This window comes from Methanobrevibacter sp., assembly GCF_030539665.1.
Taxonomy (GTDB): domain Archaea; phylum Methanobacteriota; class Methanobacteria; order Methanobacteriales; family Methanobacteriaceae; genus Methanocatella.
Map to the genome: position 1 here is coordinate 15,960 of NZ_JAUNXR010000007.1, position 17,504 is coordinate 33,463.

A 17,504-nucleotide genomic window follows, 5' to 3' on the forward strand; every position below is an offset into this window, starting at 1 on the left:
TTTAAATAGCTAGCCTGAAAAACTAGCTATTGCAAATAAACTTGAAATCACAGTCGTTGCACTTATATGTAACGTTCCTGTCGAACTCCTCGCTTTTTATTTTTGAAACGTTTTCCTTGGTTTTGCTTATGTACTCGGCTATTTCATCATCTGAAATGTCCACAACAACCAAGTCCCCAGATTCCACAAAGTAGACTCCTGCCCTTCTGACGTTTTCATACTTGGAATCAAGATTCAATGCATAGAGATAAAGTTTTAGCTGGTCCTTATAGTACTCTATTTTTTCCGGATTTTCAAGCATTGTGTTCTTATAGTCAATAATGGTTATTTCACCATCCTTTTCATAGATCAAGTCAATGCTTCCAATGATGTTGTGGCCCTTTTCAATTATGCTGAAACCGTATTCTGACTCAAGAAGCTTCACGTCACCAATATTATCATAGAAGCCATAAATGCTGTCCCTGAACTTTTCAAAGGATTCATTGTCCTTTTGAATGTTTGATGTGCTGTTGAAGATTTCCTCGATTATGGAATCTATTTCCTCCTTTCCAACATCGGGCTTTTCGATTTTTTTAAGGTTTATCTTGTTGAAGGCATTGTGAATGGCGCTTCCAAGACGTATCCTGTCGTTTTCAGAGACCTTGAACTTCCAGTCATAGAGAAGATGGTATTTGAACGGACAGTCCTCGTAGGTCTTTAGACTTGTGTAACTTGCATTCAGAACCTCCAAGTCGCTTTTAGCATAGACTGACTCGCATTTCCTAACGGCATCATAATCCAAGGGAATAATATGGCCATTGGCTGTCAGGTCCTCAAACAATGGATGAACATCACTCAAAAATGAGAAGTAGGCCACATCCTGGGCACGTGTAATGGCCACATATAGAATCCTAAGCTCCTCCAGGTCATGATAATACTCATCGGGCTTTTCCAGATTTGCCTTATACTCCAAACAGTCATTTGGAGTGTAGTATGTGTATCCAGGGAAAATATAATCCTTCTGGGAAGGGTCCTCGAATTTCTTTGGAAACTTATCCAACTTGATTGACGGGATTATGACAATCGGAAACTCCAGACCCTTGGATTTGTGGATTGTCATTATCTGAACTCCGTCATCAGCGCTTGCAGGATTGGAATCCCATTTATCGACATTTGACTGGAGGAATCTGAAGTAACCAACAATATCCGTATTGTCCATGACGTTTTCAAAGTTATAGATTGACTCGCTGATTACTGAGAAATCATTTAGGGATTTTGAATTGTTGACTTTGAACAATCCTGTAAGCTCCATAATATCGTAGAATATGTCAAGAACGGTCTTGTCCTCACTGTTTTTATCCACAAATTTTATGAGCCCATCAATGTCTTCTAAAAAGTTATCCGCACCTATTTGACTTCTAAGATAATCCAGCTTGTCCACCAAACCCAAATCCACCAGTTCATTGTTCTTAAGGGCCAACTCACCTACATAATCAAGCTTGGAATTGCAATATTCCACATCCCCTTCCTTTTTGAACTTTTGTTTCATTCTCTCAAGATTATTTGATATAATCATTCCAACGTTTCTGGATACAATGGCTTTAAGGTCTTCAAGCTTACGGAAGAATTCCCTGTCTTCATCATTTTCAATCATTGTCAAATCGATTTTTGGAGCTGGAACCTTTTCGAAAAGCTCCTCCAGCATTTCATCGGTTCTGTTTTTCCCGAAAGCGCTTTTGTCATTGAATATTGCTGAGAATTTTTTGATTGTTGTTTTTTTGCCGACTTCCCTCTTATAGATTTCCTTTATTGTTTCAAGGGCTTTCTCCTCATATTCGTCCTGAATGGTTTTAAGCATCCCGACTGTTTCATCGGACAATTCCCATAATGTGGGTTCGAATGTCTCTCCTGTAAATGCCCTTAGGTTAAGCCAGTCCTTCTCCCATTTGGTCAGATGATATGGCTTGAATGGCTCCGGAAGAACATAATGAAGCAGGGTGATGAAAGACCTTACGTCGTCACTTTCAAAAAGGTTTGAGAAATTCTTGATTTCATATGGAATTTCCTCATCCTCAAACAGTTCTGTCAGATTTTTAGGGGTTTGGCCCTTAAGGGATCTAAATAGGATAGCTATGTCGGAATAATTCTCTATCTTGTTGTTCTCCTTAAGGTTTTTGATGAATTCCACTATATTGTATGCCTCTTCAACGTTATCCTCGCTTACTGTGTAGTAATTGTTGCTGTCAAATTCACGGTTGTAGGTCATGTTCTTTTGGGAACCTTCCCCACGCCTGTCCTTAATGAACTCCTCAGTAAGGTTGACGACATTTGCAGTAGAGCGGTAATTAACGTCAAGAGATATTACATGACCGTTGTAGTTGTTAACCAACTCTTCAAAATAATCAAAGAGCGCTCCCCTAAATCCATAAATGCTCTGGTCAACATCTCCCACAACGGTGAAGCTGTCTGCAGACTGCAGAAGAATCTCAAAAATATAATACTGTACAGGATTGGTATCCTGAAACTCGTCAATCAGAATGTTCTTGTAGTCTGTATCTGGATGCTTTTCCAAAAACTCCAAAGTCTTGATCTGCAGGGTATCGTAATCAACAAGATAGTTCTTATCCAGCAGATTAAGGTATTTCTGATAGGCTTTAGCTATCTGGAGATATCTTGAATTGTGCCATGAATCCTTGAACTCCTCATTGTTTACAACTTCCTTGTAGGGAAAACCTTCAAATGAATTCTTTCTAACGAAATCTATATATTCCCTGGATACTGGCCTGTTTGAGGAGATATAATTCACCAGCTTATCGCTGTCAACCTTGAAAGTTGAATATTCGCCAAACTTATCAATAACATCACTAATGGAACTGTTGGAAATGTAGGATTCGTTTTTAAAACCTAAATAAGGCTTATGCTTCTGTATAAAAAGAGTCTTTTTCTGTGCATAGTCATCGTCCAGGATTTCATATGCAAAATTGTCATATTTCTTAAGCAGATCATGACAGAAACCATGGATAGTTGAAATCTGCATCTTGTTGATGGTTTCAACATCAATGTCTTCAGCAAGACGGCTTTTAAGCTCTTCGGTAGCTTTTCTTGTAAATGTGATTACAAGCAATGATTCTGGAGCTACTTTCTTTTCATTGAGCAGGAACTTGACCCTTTCCGTAAGCACACGAGTCTTTCCTGAGCCTGGGCCTGCCTCGATTATTAGAGGATCCTTGCCGTCATAGGTTACGGCCTTCTGCTGATTTTCATTTAAGCTGAATTTCCTTTCCTGAGTTTCATTTGAAGTTATTGGCATGGTAAAAGTTATGTCTAAACTATAATATTTATGTTGCCATATAATAGGAAAAAATAGTTTATAGTTCCTTAGCAAATTTTTATAACTAATTAAGACCATCAGGTTAGCTGGAAGAAAAAATATAAAATAACTGAAACATGACAAAATAGAGTAAAAAAATCATTTAAGGTAAATGAAAACATTATTGATGCGAAAACAAAAAAAATCTTGATACTCTCCTAAAAATATGCTAGAACCCTTGAAAATGCTAACTAAGTGATTAGGACCACATCAAGAACTATAAAACTTTCTCCAGATTGTAAAAAAAAGAAAAATATGGGGAAAAATGTTTTATGAAACTCAAAATTGAATTATTATTGATTTCCCAAAAAAATATGATGAAAATTGATAGATTTAAAAATGCCTTAAGCAGAAATTTGCCATATAAAATGAAGGCAGAATGTTATTCTCTTTTGCAAAACCCTCCATTTTATGATAAACCTCATACCAAAGATCTTGTCTAACCCTATAATCAAAATCAGGAATTTTTATAACAAACCATGGAAGATATGCACCATCCCAGAAAGGCTCATATTCCACATGCAGACCTCCGAATTCGTGAATGATTCCTTCTAAAAAGTTTTTAAGTTGAGCAACTCCTTCTTTTATGTAAATTTTCCACTCATCAAGTAGACTTTCAACATTGAACTGATTGAATTTTGTGTAATCCTCCAACGGATTCTCCAGTTTCCTAATTTTCTCCATCATATTTCCTCCCTGAATTTTAAATTTTCAAATATCTTCATTCCCTTTGAAATAACTTCATTAACGTCATTTAATGTTATGTTTCCACATAAATTGTAGTCTGCATCCTTTCTCATTACAAACATATTCTTTAAAATGGATGATAACTCGCGAAACAATAAACTGCGATTTGGTGGAACCATCTTTGCAACGTCCCATAATCCTTCATAAACTATTCTATGCTCGCTCTTATTTTTCTTGTTAATCATCCTTCTTGAATCAATGTCAAAGACCCTTGTTTTAATACCATATTTTACATCTAGCCACTCCTTGGCATGATTGAAGCAGGCATAATAAATCCTGTTAATGACAGTTCTATAAATGCACTGAAAACTTATTTCATCAACTCTCAAATCTCCAGCATCCAACATAACCTCTCCTAAAAAGAAGAACTGATTAAAATCAAAATAAGATTTCATAATAGAACTCTCCTTGGAAAGGCCTCATTTTTATGATTACTTATAAACACTCACATTCACCATTTCATTGAATAAAACTGCAGCACTACAGGTAGAGAATACTATATGCAACTTCATATTAAATGATTCTGCAAGTGCATAAACATGCATTTGTTAAAAAACATATAAAAACATTTCTGCCACTCTCAAACAAAAACAATACTTTACAAACAAGTAAATATTTCCATATCCAAACAATTCCCAAAAAATCGCTATAACAACCAAATGCCACCATAAAATATTAATATTCCAGTACCGTAGCAGAGAAAAACAATTATATTATTCACAACATTAGGGAAAATAAGTTAAATCCAATTCATTTGAGGCCGAACCTTATGTAGTACAATTCAGAATCCGGATTCAAGTCCAGATAAAAAACCCCCATCTAATTTATGAATGATTTTGCCATAGGTATTCAATAGCTGGATTCTATTATGAAATCCATCAATGTCTTGATATCCTCCGGAACGTTGCGCTCCTCTACATCGAATCCTACCTTATTCCTTTGATTAAGGTATTCTTGAGCAGCAGTTCTGCTCATGAATTTAATGTCTTCAAAATTCATGACAACCTTTTCTGCATTTCCTTTTTCAAGGGCGTTAAATAAATCTTCAATCTTGTTTCTTGATCCCAAATCCTCATTAATTTCCTTTTGCAATAATATTTCCTTTACTTCCATTATATCACCCCATTTTTAAAACAAACCTTCAAAAAAGACATTATTCCTTGAGAAAGATGTCCACCATGATGTCAACGCTGTCATAGTCACCATGCCCGATTGTGTTTATCCTGCCGTAGAGCATCTTTCCACTGTCCATGAGATTTGACAGTATTGTGTTGTGCTTTCTTGGAACGTAGCCTATTTTTTTGCCCTTATGAAGCATCATAATAGCTTTTTTGTCGTGCTCGTTGTTGGCTTCCCTCATGAGGCGCACGTCATTTCCCTCTTCCAGCTCGTCCACTATCGAATCCTCGAATATGTAGTAATAGCTGCCTGCAACATAAACCCTTATCAGGAATATGTCCTCAAGAAGGGATGCTATCTTTCCGCTGTTGTGAATCAGCTTGATGGTTGTGGCCATTTCTGAGTCTACCTTCTGTAGGGACATCTATTCACTCTCCAGTTCCATCTCTTCCACACGGGTTTCGTAATATTCGATTTCTTCCTTGTATCTGCTTATGAGGTCCTTCAGGGAGTTTGTGTATTCTTCAATAGCTGACTCGTCCTCAAGGAGATCTATCTTGTTGTAGGGATATTCTTCCTTGTATTTTTCTATCTTTTCCTTGATTTTGTCTATCCTTTCCTGATAATAGCTTTCGTCAAGCTCATCCTGCATTTCGTCGTCGTCTATTATGGAGTATATCATCCTTATGGTTTCGATGTCTCCACTTTTGAATGCGATGGTTGCCTGATTGAACAGTGTCTTTTCATGGTCTGAAACGTCGTCATTCAAATCTGGATGTAGGGCCATGATTATCCTTCTGAAGTTTGACTTCAGCTCCCTTGTCTCTTCCGCTGTAAGGAATACTGTTTCCCCTTTGAATGAGTTTTCAAACTCCTTCTGCTGAGCCTTGAGGCTCTCCTCATATTGTTCAAAGAGGATTTCAAGCTGGAAGTTGATTTCATTCATGTTTACGTCTTCCCCATGGTTCATCTTGGATTGTATCATCTGAACCTTCTTTCTTATCTTGTTTAGCTCTATTTCAAGCCTGTAGACCTCTATTTCAAGAAAGCCGAAAAGGGAAATGTATTTCTGTTCTATCCTTGGACCTATGTGATTTACCAATTCCTCATATTCAAAAAGAAGCGTTGACAGCTGGTCCTTAAACTGGGAATTGTCTGTCTTAACCGGAACATTAATTGTCATCACCTAATATAATATTCACGTTCAAGGTATATAAAATGTGTGTAAACAATTATGAGAAACTATTTTTTAACAAACAAACATATTATTAGATAACTAACTAATAACTAGGTGTTTTATGAACAAGAAGATTGCAGCATTAATGATAATTTCCCTGTTTCTAATCTCAGCATGTTCATCTGCATTTGCTGAAGAGGATGAAGACAGGAACTACTATATTGGACCCATAGACCTGTTTATAGACGTAATGGACAATGGGCTTTTGAAAATAACAGAATCCTACAACTATACATTTAAGGGAGAATACCATGGAGTTTACAGAGACATTCCCTTAAAGGAAGGGGAAAAAATCGAAAACTTGAAAGTGAAAACCAAAGGAGCATATTCAAAGGTAACTACAGAGCAGGAAGACAATGTGTATAAGATAACAGTCTATCTGTACTCAGATTCCAAAATGACCAAGCCAATAAGGGACACTGACGTCATTGTAAACTATACATACGATTTCAAGAACACCATAACAAAGTACAATGACATTGCAGAGCTGAACTACCAGCCTTGGGGAGGAGCATGGGAAAAGTCAGCGTTTGCACTGACAGCCCACATAACATTCCCAACAGACGAAAAAATCCAGTACTGGATAAATCCGTTGGATGCTGAGACAAACCAGAGCTGGAACGGAAGCACACTGACAATATATTCACCATACGTGGATTCCGACAGCTATCTGGAATTCAGAGGAATCATACCGTTGAATGAATTTAAAGATCCTGTCTATGTCAAAAAGGTTAATGAGGACGGAAAGGAAAAGATTATCAATGACCAGAATGACTATGTTAACAAGATGAACTTTAAAAACACTGTTATCAACATCTACCCCCTAATTCTGGCCATTAGCCTGATTTGTCCAGTGATAATCTATCTGAAATACGGCAGGGAGCCTAAGGTCAGCTATGATGCTCCATATGAACGCGAATTGCCCGATGCATCAAAATCACCGTTATTTGTAGATGCAATGTTCTCTACAAAAACCGATACAGGACAGGTCAGCGACAATGGAATCCAGGCCACAATAATGAAGCTGATAAATGACAATGTGATTGAAATTGTGGATGCTGAAAAGAAAAACATGAGATTGCGCTTGCCTGAAAAATACGATAATCTTGACAAGTACGAACAGGCAATAATTAGAGACCTCCTGATGCCATATGCAAGAGACAATATCGTTGATTTCAAGGAAATGAAGAAGACATTCCTATATAAGGAAAACGCTGAAAAATTCAATAAAAGCTTGAAGGCATTTAAGGGAGACTTTTATGAGAATGAAATAATGCCTGTCATTAATGACTACTTTGACAATGGGGGAAGCGTCCTCTTCAGGATTTACTGCGGAATATTGGCACTATTGGGATTCATTGGAATGATATATGCAATCATACAATCAGATCCACCAATGAACCTGTTTTTAGGAGGAATCCTGTTCTTCATTTTGGGATGTGTACTTTTTGCAGTGCCTAACAGGATTCCTGGAAGATGGACAGAGGAAGGAATGACTGAATACAAGCAATGGAAAGCGTTTAAAAAATTCTTGAAGGACTTTTCATTAATGAAGGAACACCCTCCAGAGTCTGTTGAAATATGGAACGATTATCTGATATATGCAACAGCCCTTGGAAATGCAAAGGCAGTGAACAAGGCCATGAAATCAGTAGCTACTGTTACTGAACATGACTATGGAAATCTATACAGATACAGTTCATTCGACGGACCTGCACTGTTCACAAGTGTTGTTCAGACAAGTAACAGTACAGTAAGCGGAGGCCACGGCGGTGTCGGCGGCGGTTCCGGTGGTGGAGGTGGAGGTGCATTCTAGCACTTCCCATTTCATTTTTTTATAGATGAACAGTGAAATAATAAAACAAGTAAATCATTAAACACCAAAATTAAAAATACAGCGATTTGAAAAATAGCTATGAACAATATAACAACAAATCAGATAAAAAACTGAACAATAAAAAAAAGAACAAGAGCCTATTGTGACTCTTCAACATTTTCGTCCTCTTCAACAACATCATTGTTATAATACTTGTATCTGTAGGACATCTTATAACCCTTATTAACTCTTCTAACAGGTTTTTTCTTGAATTTAAAGTTTGGCCTTTCCTTAGGCTTGTTATGTTTTTTAATATGTGAACCAGACATTATGTTCTTTTCATGTCTGGTATGAGGAGCCTTATACATATTTTTCCTTAAAAGCCTCCTCCTATGACTCATTACTTTCAACATTTTAAATTCAACCTATTGACGAGCAGCAGACTTATCTAAGGTAGCTTGAATTTCATCAATCCTGTCAACTACCACTTTAATAGCTTGTTCACCTTGACGAGTTGGATTGATACCCTGTTCCACAAGCAAAGCGTCCCTAATATCTCTTAACCTATCAATTGAATCGATTTTCATAATAGTACTATAAAACATTGGAAAAATCCTCCTTATTAATATATATTTATAATTTGAGTATTATATAAAAATTTCTAGTACTTCCCAACCCATGAATCAAATATTAGATTACACGTCTTTATTTGAATACAATTTTTAATTTTCATATGAATTTTATTATCTTAAATAACTATTTAGAATTGACTTAAATTTAAAATAAATTTTGATACTATAATAATATATTCAATAAACAAAAATAAATCAAGATCACATTTAAGCCATCAAATATCCGTTCCTTTCTTATAAAAATTATGAACAAGCTATTTAAACAATGAAAGCTAATTCAAAAAAGGTGATGAAAAATGATTGAAACAATATATTTTGCAGGAGGATGCTTTTGGGGTGTCGAAGGATATTTCCAAAGAATTCCTGGAGTTGTAAAAACAGAAGTGGGCTATGCAAATGGAGAAACTGAAAATCCTACATATGAAGAGGTATGCTACAGAAACACAGGACACAGTGAAGCTGTGAAAGTTGATTATGATGAAGATAAGATTCTTTTAATCGAACTTTTGAACAAATACTATCAAATTATTGACCCTTACTCATTGAATAAGCAAGGAAATGATATTGGAACCCAATATAGAACAGGAATATATACATCCAACGATACACAAATGAAGATTGCTAAAAATTTTCTAAACAAGAAACAGCAGAAGACAGACAGGAAAATCCAGATAGAAGTGAAGCCAATAAAAAACTTCTGCAGGGCAGAGGAATATCATCAAAACTATCTGGAAAAAAATCCAAATGGCTACTGCCACATAAACCTAAATGAAGCGAACCAATATTCAAAAAGTCATTTGACCCCAATACAATACGAAGTAACCCAAAACAATGGAACCGAACTTCCAAACACTGGAAAATACAATGACTTTGACAATCCAGGATTGTATGTGGACATAGTAAGTGGAGAACCGCTATTCCTTTCAACAGACAAGTTTCAATCAAATTGCGGATGGCCTGCATTCAGCAAACCAGTCGAAAAGCTAAATGAAAAAATAGACACCAGTGCCGGAATGATAAGAACAGAAGTTCGAAGCAGAAAGGCAGATTCCCATTTGGGCCATGTATTTAACGACGGCCCTGGAGGATCCACCAGATACTGCATAAATTCGGCAGCACTGAAATTCATTCCATATGACCAGCTTGAAAAAGAAGGATATGGAAAATATAAAAAAATATTAGCTAGTAATTTTTAGCCCTAATCTCAAAGAATGCTTGGGAATAACCGCAAACAGGACACATTTGAGGAGCTTCTTTTCCTTTAAATGTGAATCCACAGTTTTCACAGATCCATTCTTCCTCTTCATTTTTGGAAAAGACCTGATCTTCTTTAATGTTTTCTAAAAGTTTAATATAACGCTCTTCATGCATCGCTTCAATGTTAGCCATCATCCTGAATTTTGCAGCCAAAATATCAAAGCCCTCTTCAGCGGCATCTTCTGCAAAACCCTTATACATATGGGTCCATTCATGGTTTTCACAGGCAATTGAATCTTCAAGATTATCAACAGTGCTTGGAAGCTCACCACCATTGAGGAATTGAGTCCAGATCAATGCATGCTGTCTTTCATTGAAAGAAGCTTCCCTGAAAATCTCAGCTATCTGATTGTAACCATCAGCTTCTGCCTTATCAGCATATAATTCATACTTAACACGTGCACCAGATTCACCGGCGATTGCTGCCTTTAGGTTTTTTTCTGTTTTTGTACCTTTTAATTTCTCATCAACCATAAATTTAACCTCTGCAAATTTATTAAAAGATTATTTTATCGGAACATGTATATAACCGTTTTTACGATTAAATCAAAATCCCAACAAAGCCTAAACAAGATTTTTATAGAATCCGAAACAAAATTCAATACATGGAAATAGAAGACATAAAAAATCCGAACATGAAAAGTCAGATTCAGATGGCATACCTCCATGGGGAAAACAACAACCAGGAAGCAATAGAAAAGGTAAACAAAACCATAATTGAACTTATAGAAACCTCACCACTGATAACAGTAACCGAAAATGATGAACATGTAAAGATACCCTACGGAAACGATGGAGAATTCATAATACCGATCTTTACAGACAAGCAAGAACTGGAAAAAGGACTGGAATACTTTAGATTAAATGAAATGTCTGAAAACAAGGTTCCGAAAATAGTTGAAATCGACTACTTTAAAAAAATAAGGGATAATCCTAATTTCTTAGGACTATTAATAAATATTGCAACAGTTAGCTATATAATAAGCCTAAACTATTAATCTTTTTCATCAAGGAAATCCTTTTCGATTTCACTTGCAATAAACATGAACTTTTCGCCGATTTCAGAATTAGCGTTAAGATTAACGATAGCCTTACCGAGATTTGCAGAATCAGCCACTCTAGGAGTTAAAGGAACATCACCTAAAAATTCAATGCCCATTTCCTCTGCAAATTCAGCTCCCTGATTTTCACCAAACATTTTAACAGGCTCATCACAGTGAGGACAGGTGAAGTAAGCCATATTCTCAACCAAGCCGATGTTTTTAATGTTAAGCATCTTGACCATATTCACACACTTTACAACATCATCCTGAGACACGTCGTTAGGGGTTGTTACCATAACAACAGCATCAATGCCAGGAATTGTTTGTAAAACGGTTAAAGGCTCATCCCCGGTTCCAGGAGGGTTGTCAATAATGAGAACATCAAGATTTCCCCAATTTACATCAGCTATTAGCTGCTTAATGGTACCGGTTTTCTGAGGTCCTCTCCATATGATAGGCTGGGATTTGTCTTCCAATAGAAATGCCATAGACATTACGTCCACACCTGATTCGGATTTGACAGGAACCATTAGCCCCTCATCGTCAATGCTTACGTAATAACCCTCAACACCAAGCATTTTAGGAATATTTGGTCCGTGAATATCCGCATCCAAAATACCTGTTTTATAACCCTTTTTGTTAAAAGCTTCTGCAAGATTAGCAGCTACGGTAGATTTACCTACTCCTCCCTTACCACTCATTACTGCAATTTTATATTTGATATTGCTAAGATGTTTTGAAATTTTAAGCTCTTGTTCAATCATTTGTTTTTGTTGTTCCGGAGTCATTTGACCCCCATGACCATGACCATGCGCCATTAATATCATCTCTCCTTATTTTAATAACAAATAGAATATTAAGTTTATATTATATAAATATTTATCATTTTACCAATTACTTATCTCCCATCCCCAACAGGACAAGTAAATATTTAACCGCTGAAAAATATAAATTTTTCCAAAACCGGCACTGCACATTTTATTTTATATAAAAAACATATATGTAATAAGCTAAAAAATAGCCATAAATATTGATGAGGGTTTTTCTAATGAAATGGAAAATAGGGGATGTGGAAATTGACAATCAGGTGATTTTAGCACCAATGTCCGGACTATGTACTCCATCATTTAGACACATCATTAAATCCATGGGCTGCGGGTTGATTGGAACCCAAATGATCTCCACAGAGGCGATAAAATATGGAGGCGGAAGAACCGATGAGCTATTGTACATGACAGACTATGAAAGACCGATTTCAATACAGCTTTTTGGATCTGACCCAAATTCATTTAGGATAGGCGCAGAATATGTATATGACCATGTGAAACCTGACATTATTGACATTAATATGGGATGTCCGGTTAAGAAAGTGGCTATAAGGTCCAAATCAGGCAGTGCACTACTTAAAAATCCAAAAAAAGTCCATGACATAGTGAAAGCCGTTGTTGATACGGTTGACATTCCAGTAACGGTGAAAATTAGAAGCGGATGGGATGAAAATAGCATCAATGCTGTAGAAATTGGCAGGATTGTGGAAAACGCCGGTGCATCAGCTATTGCTGTTCATCCACGTACCAGAGATCAAGGATACTCTGGAAAAGCCGATTGGTCCATAATCAAGGATGTCAAAGAGGAATTGTCCATACCTGTTATAGGCAATGGCGATGTTAAATCATGTTATGATGCTAAAAGAATGATAGATGAAACAAAATGCGATGCTGTAATGATTGGAAGGGGTGTCCTTGGAAATCCATGGCTGATTAAAGAGTGCATTAACTATCTTGATGAAGGCATTGAACCTGAAAAAATAAGCATTGAAGAGAAAATTAGTGTAATCAAAAGACATGTGGAATTGTTCCTAAATGATAATGATGAAGATATAGCAATGCGCAGAATGAGAAATCCGGTTTCCAATTATCTTAAATACTTTCCGAAAAACCATGATATCCTAGAAAAGCTCTTTAAAATAAATACCAAGGATGAACTCTTTAAATTATTAGATGACTACTATACTGATTTAAACCACGATTAAGAATGGTTAAATGAATTAATTTATAAAAAATAGATTCCTCCAAATTTAAAAAAAAAAGACAGGAAGGATAAAGCTATTCTAAAGAAATTCTTATGGAGGTTCTATTAATCTTATTATGCAATTTTTATTATCACACCATTTAATAATTTTTAAATTACAAATCTATAAATATCATAGAATATGAAGAATTAATTATAAACATGTTTTAAACATAGTATTAATTCAACTATGTCTTTTTCTTTTGTTTTAGATTTATCAACATAAATTTCTGATTTTTCATTGATAGGAATAATTTGAGCCAAATAGGAACCAATACATTATATAAATGATTTTTATTAGTATATTGTATTTTATATAGGTTTTCTTTATTAAATACTAATGCAAATGTAGTATAGTTGGGATTGTTTATCTGTTTAATAATATATTTTTTTATACTGTCAGGAGTTTTATACCCTTTAATCTCATTAATATGTTTGTAATCTTTTTTGAAACGACGATGTGATTTGTTAATTATTTTTAAGATATTTTAGTATCGTTTGTTGAGATACCTCCAATAACAAAATATTTTGAAGATTTTCCTAAATCTCCACTTTCATCTATATAGTAATACTTCATATACATAAATGTATTATTCATAAATATAAATGTTATTTGTCTTTTTGATTTTGTGATTATTTTAATCCAGAGTTGTAGTCAATGACATGCAATTACAAATACTAATCCAAATTTACCAGTTTTAAAGCAATATTGCAACATAATACATTAAATATATTATCTATATATTACAAAATTTTACATATGAAGCTAAAACCATTATTTATTCTACTTTTGATTATAGTTTCAGTCCTTTGCATTTCGTCTGCAAGTGCGGAAGCAATCGATTTGGATTATAATGATACAGGGAGTTTGGAAGCCCCTGTTATTGGCGATAACGATTTGAACGAAAATAAAAACGATGTTAGAATTCCAACTGAAACTCCTGGAATCTACACAAATGACCTGACAAAGCATTTCAGAAACGAATCACAGTTCGAGGTAAAGGTTATAGGTGAAGACGGATATCCTGTAGGTGAAGGAGCGTTGGTCGATTTCACAATCAAGAAGGTCACATACTCATTGCCAACAGATGAAAAGGGCATTGCAACCCTTCCGATTAACCTGATTCCAGGAACATATGAAATCACCGCAAAATACGGAAGCTACGTGAAAACAAACAAGGTCAACGTGCTGCCTCCAATCGTAACCAATGATCTTGTAACATATTACAAGGGCAACGAGCCATTTTCAGCCACAATTCTTGGAAACGACGGCAAGCCAATATCCACAGCAGCCCGAGTTGATTTCGTTATAAAGGAAAAGACTTACACCAGATACACCTCAAATGGCGTTGCAAGCCTTCCTATAGGATTGCATATTGGAAACTGGAAGATAACCGTTAAATACGGCAAGTACAGCGTGACAAACAACATAATAATCAAGAACCCTATTGTGACAGCCAACCTTGTAAAGGACTTCAGGGACTCAAGGGGTTTTGAAGCCACAATCCATTCTACATCCAACAAGACTGTGGGAGAAGGAAAGGCAGTAAAATTCACCATTGGAAAAACCACATATACAAGATATACCGATGAAAACGGAACAGCTACCCTTCCAATCGGATTGAAAACAGGAACCTGGCAGATAACCACCAATTACGCGGATTTAAGCGTGTCAAACACAATCAAGGTATTGCCATACGTTTCAACACAGGACATTGTGAAGTATTACAACAATGAACCGTCAACCTTCGATGTTTTCGTTGGAGGTGCAGACGGAACCCCATCAGCAGGAATTAAGGTAACCATAGTTGCAAATGGAGTGACATATTCAAAAACTACAGATAAAAATGGTTTAGCAACAATTCCGATTAATTTCAAGCTTGGAAATTATACAATAACCACCAAATGCGGTGAAAAAACACTCACAAACAATCTTGAAATACGTCCAACAGTACTGACCGATGACAGGACAATGTATCACAAGTGCAACCAATCATTCATGGCAACAGCTCTCGACAGCAACGGAAATCCTGTAGGGGAAGGTGAAAAAGTAGATTTCATCATTGGAAAATCCACATACACAAGATATACCGATAAAAACGGAACAGCAAGCATTCAGATAGGACTTAACCCAGGAAACTGGCAGATAACCACCGTCTACAACAAATGTTCCATTGCAAACAGAATCATTGTCCTTTCAAGACTCAGTCCAGTTGAAGGAAACGTTGAAACAACATATGGAACCCCTAAGGAATTCCAGGTAAAGCTTGTGGACAGTACAGGAAAGCCCTTTGCAAATCAGAACGTAACATTCAATGTAAGCGGAATCGAAATCATAAACCAGACCGACGATGATGGAATTGCCACAATCGGACTGAACCTTACAGCAGGAAACTATGTAATCGAGTATAGTGCTGACGGCATTACAAACAAAAACACATACACAGTCAAAAACTTTATAACCCTCAAGGCATTCAAGTGGGGCTCCAAAGGAGACGTTACCAAAAACAAAGTGCTCATGAACAATATCAAGAGAACACCGTTAATAAATCAGATTATTGAGGCTGCAAAAATAGGAACACCATTCTTAACCATAAAAGGAGGAGAGGGAGATCCTATTTTCATAACTGCAGGAACCCATGGAAACGAATTGCCTTCACAGGTAGCGATTCTAAAGTTGATTACATCATTAGAGACCACTCCAGTGACCGGAACTGTATACATTATACCATTCCTCTGTCCAAAGATAACAGAACTTAATATAAGACGTTTCAATGGAGATGATTTGAACAGGGTTGCCCACATCACCAATAAAGTATCCAATCGTGTGCTGACTGTTATGATACAGTTGAACTGTACTTACTATGCTGATTTTCATTCAACACAATCTCCAGGAATTCCAGGTAAGGATGTCATCATGGGATGCGCTTCACCGACAGACACAACTGATATGGTAAAATCTATTGCCAATATGTCCGGCGTAGGCACAATCATCTATAAGGAAGCTGGAGATCCGTATTATGGAGCTATTCAGGACCATGCAAACATGGCAGGAATACCTTCAATTACATGTGAAGTCGTATCTGTTCCAGGATCTTTAGATAAAAATAGTGATGTAAAGTCATTAAAACAGATGAATGCCTATTTAAAATATACAGGCATGATTGCATAAGGGAAATAATCCCTTACTCTTTTTTTTATTTGATATATTGAATTGTCTAAAGTATTAAAAAAATATTTAATACAATAGACAAAAAGTGATTTCAATTTATTTAGAGAAAATAGCCTTAATTAAAAAATAAAGGCAAATAAATATTGTTTTTTAAAATTAATAAGTTTTTTGTGGTTTTTGAAGTCAATACTTCTAAAAGAAATAATAAAAAAAAGAAATTATGAATATAAGGTGGAAACGCTGCCAGGCAACTCTCCAGTCTTTTCATAATTGGTTAAAATTTTAATGCATAAGTTTTCCATCATTGTAGGAGAAATGTCAGGAACACCTGGCTGATTTATACCAACAAAATTAGGAACCTGACCATGCTGTTCAATCCAGATAGAGAAACGGTTGCTCATATCAACATATTGCTTTTCTGAAATCGGTTGAGCAAAATCATCACCACTTGGATGAGGAGCATCATTGTAAATGCCAACAACGAAAGTACCCTGATCACTTCCAGTAGTACCGATAACTGAAACTGATTTAGTAAGAATATACAAAATCTGAGCCCTACTTAAAGAAACACCATTATATTGAATACCATTGTCAGATCCAGTACTTTGAATATCATTCACAATTTGAGAATAATCTGAAACTTTGAATGTTACTACATTTTGATTGTTGTCAGAGTAAGCAAAACTTGCTCCTGCAAACACTACCACAGCAAGTACCATCAATACTATGCCAAACATTAATTTTGAATTTTTAAAATACATCATAACACCTAATTAATAATATTTTAATTCATAATCATTATTATAATTATTCCAAAAATGAATTCAATACCAATAAACATTTCGTTAAACCTATGTATCACGAACTAGAAAAAATAATGAAAAAATAAAACTGTCAAAAATAGTAAAAAAATAGTAATACATATGGATGATACTATTAAAAAATAGCAATTTCTACAAAAATAGAATTTTGATAAAAAAATAGCAAGTAATAAACGAAAAATCAATAAAACAAGTAAAGTAATTAAAGAGAATATGAGCTCGCAGCGAAATGAAATTCCCA

At 35.6% G+C, this 17,504-nt stretch carries 17 protein-coding genes; 5 read left to right on the plus strand and 12 right to left on the minus strand.

Annotation, left to right across the window (positions count from 1 at the left end; translation table 11 throughout):
• Positions 1–22: 22 nt before the first annotated feature.
• The 6 genes from Q4P18_RS08100 to Q4P18_RS08125 all read right to left on the minus strand — a co-directional run bounded on the left by Q4P18_RS08100 (position 23) and on the right by Q4P18_RS08125 (position 6,200).
• Positions 23–3,289 (minus strand): ATP-dependent DNA helicase, encoded by a 3,267-nt coding sequence (locus tag Q4P18_RS08100; protein ID WP_303337700.1) that lies wholly within the window; start codon positions 3,287–3,289, stop codon positions 23–25.
• 393 nt (positions 3,290–3,682) lie between these two features.
• On the minus strand, positions 3,683–4,036 hold the full coding sequence (locus Q4P18_RS08105; RefSeq protein ID WP_303337702.1) for a hypothetical protein: 354 nt from the start codon (positions 4,034–4,036) through the stop codon (positions 3,683–3,685).
• On the minus strand, positions 4,033–4,491 hold the full coding sequence (locus tag Q4P18_RS08110; RefSeq protein WP_303337704.1) for a hypothetical protein: 459 nt from the start codon (positions 4,489–4,491) through the stop codon (positions 4,033–4,035). The genes Q4P18_RS08105 and Q4P18_RS08110 overlap by 4 nt, the downstream gene beginning before the upstream one ends.
• Positions 4,492–4,945: 454 nt before the next feature.
• Positions 4,946–5,209, minus strand: coding sequence for a hypothetical protein (locus Q4P18_RS08115; RefSeq protein ID WP_303337706.1), 264 nt, complete (start codon positions 5,207–5,209; stop codon positions 4,946–4,948).
• Positions 5,210–5,249: 40 nt separating this feature from the next.
• Positions 5,250–5,639, minus strand: coding sequence for an HIRAN domain-containing protein (locus Q4P18_RS08120; RefSeq protein WP_303337709.1), 390 nt, complete (start codon positions 5,637–5,639; stop codon positions 5,250–5,252).
• Positions 5,640–6,200 carry a hypothetical protein gene (locus Q4P18_RS08125; protein ID WP_303337710.1) on the minus strand — a complete coding sequence of 187 codons (561 nt, stop codon included), beginning with the start codon at positions 6,198–6,200 and terminating at the stop codon, positions 5,640–5,642.
• Positions 6,201–6,513: 313 nt separating this feature from the next.
• On the opposite strand from Q4P18_RS08125, the gene Q4P18_RS08130 reads away from it, so the two are divergent.
• The gene (locus Q4P18_RS08130; protein ID WP_303337712.1) at positions 6,514–8,268 is read left to right on the plus strand and encodes a DUF2207 domain-containing protein; all 1,755 of its coding nucleotides are present in this window, start codon (positions 6,514–6,516) and stop codon (positions 8,266–8,268) included.
• A gap of 158 nt (positions 8,269–8,426) precedes the next feature.
• Here Q4P18_RS08130 and Q4P18_RS08135 read toward each other — a convergent pair whose 3' ends face one another.
• Together Q4P18_RS08135 and Q4P18_RS08140 are read right to left on the minus strand one after the other, a co-directional pair.
• On the minus strand, positions 8,427–8,681 hold the full coding sequence (locus tag Q4P18_RS08135) for a hypothetical protein (protein WP_303337714.1): 255 nt from the start codon (positions 8,679–8,681) through the stop codon (positions 8,427–8,429).
• A 12-nt stretch (positions 8,682–8,693) separates the two neighbouring features.
• Positions 8,694–8,873, minus strand: a complete 180-nt coding sequence (locus tag Q4P18_RS08140) for a hypothetical protein (protein WP_303337716.1) — start codon at positions 8,871–8,873, stop codon at positions 8,694–8,696.
• A gap of 323 nt (positions 8,874–9,196) precedes the next feature.
• Between Q4P18_RS08140 and msrA the strand changes: the two genes are divergently transcribed.
• On the plus strand, positions 9,197–10,096 hold the full coding sequence (gene msrA, locus Q4P18_RS08145; protein WP_303337717.1) for a peptide-methionine (S)-S-oxide reductase MsrA: 900 nt from the start codon (positions 9,197–9,199) through the stop codon (positions 10,094–10,096).
• Here msrA and rbr read toward each other — a convergent pair.
• A complete protein-coding gene (rbr, locus tag Q4P18_RS08150) occupies positions 10,083–10,631 on the minus strand; it encodes a rubrerythrin (RefSeq protein ID WP_303337719.1) in 549 nt (182 codons plus the stop codon). The two genes, msrA and rbr, sit on opposite strands and share 14 nt — an antisense overlap.
• A gap of 161 nt (positions 10,632–10,792) precedes the next feature.
• Here rbr and Q4P18_RS08155 point away from each other — a divergent pair, with 161 nt between their 5' ends.
• Positions 10,793–11,155, plus strand: coding sequence for a hypothetical protein (locus Q4P18_RS08155; RefSeq protein WP_303337721.1), 363 nt, complete (start codon positions 10,793–10,795; stop codon positions 11,153–11,155).
• Here Q4P18_RS08155 and Q4P18_RS08160 read toward each other — a convergent pair.
• Entirely contained in the window at positions 11,152–12,027 is an 876-nt protein-coding gene (locus Q4P18_RS08160) for an Mrp/NBP35 family ATP-binding protein (protein WP_303337723.1), read from the minus strand. The two genes, Q4P18_RS08155 and Q4P18_RS08160, sit on opposite strands and share 4 nt — an antisense overlap.
• 221 nt (positions 12,028–12,248) lie before the next feature.
• On the opposite strand from Q4P18_RS08160, the gene dusB reads away from it, so the two are divergent.
• On the plus strand, positions 12,249–13,232 hold the full coding sequence (gene dusB / locus Q4P18_RS08165; RefSeq protein WP_303337725.1) for a tRNA dihydrouridine synthase DusB: 984 nt from the start codon (positions 12,249–12,251) through the stop codon (positions 13,230–13,232).
• A 516-nt stretch (positions 13,233–13,748) separates the two neighbouring features.
• Here dusB and Q4P18_RS08535 read toward each other — a convergent pair.
• Entirely contained in the window at positions 13,749–13,868 is a 120-nt protein-coding gene (locus Q4P18_RS08535; protein ID WP_368660199.1) for a DUF3800 domain-containing protein, read from the minus strand.
• Between the two features lie 162 nt (positions 13,869–14,030).
• Here Q4P18_RS08535 and Q4P18_RS08170 point away from each other — a divergent pair, with 162 nt between their 5' ends.
• The gene (locus Q4P18_RS08170) at positions 14,031–16,442 is read left to right on the plus strand and encodes a succinylglutamate desuccinylase/aspartoacylase family protein (RefSeq protein ID WP_303337727.1); all 2,412 of its coding nucleotides are present in this window, start codon (positions 14,031–14,033) and stop codon (positions 16,440–16,442) included.
• A 218-nt stretch (positions 16,443–16,660) separates the two neighbouring features.
• On the opposite strand, the gene Q4P18_RS08175 is transcribed toward Q4P18_RS08170, so the two are convergent.
• Positions 16,661–17,203, minus strand: a complete 543-nt coding sequence (locus Q4P18_RS08175; RefSeq protein ID WP_303337730.1) for a hypothetical protein — start codon at positions 17,201–17,203, stop codon at positions 16,661–16,663.
• Positions 17,204–17,504: the final 301 nt, after the last annotated feature.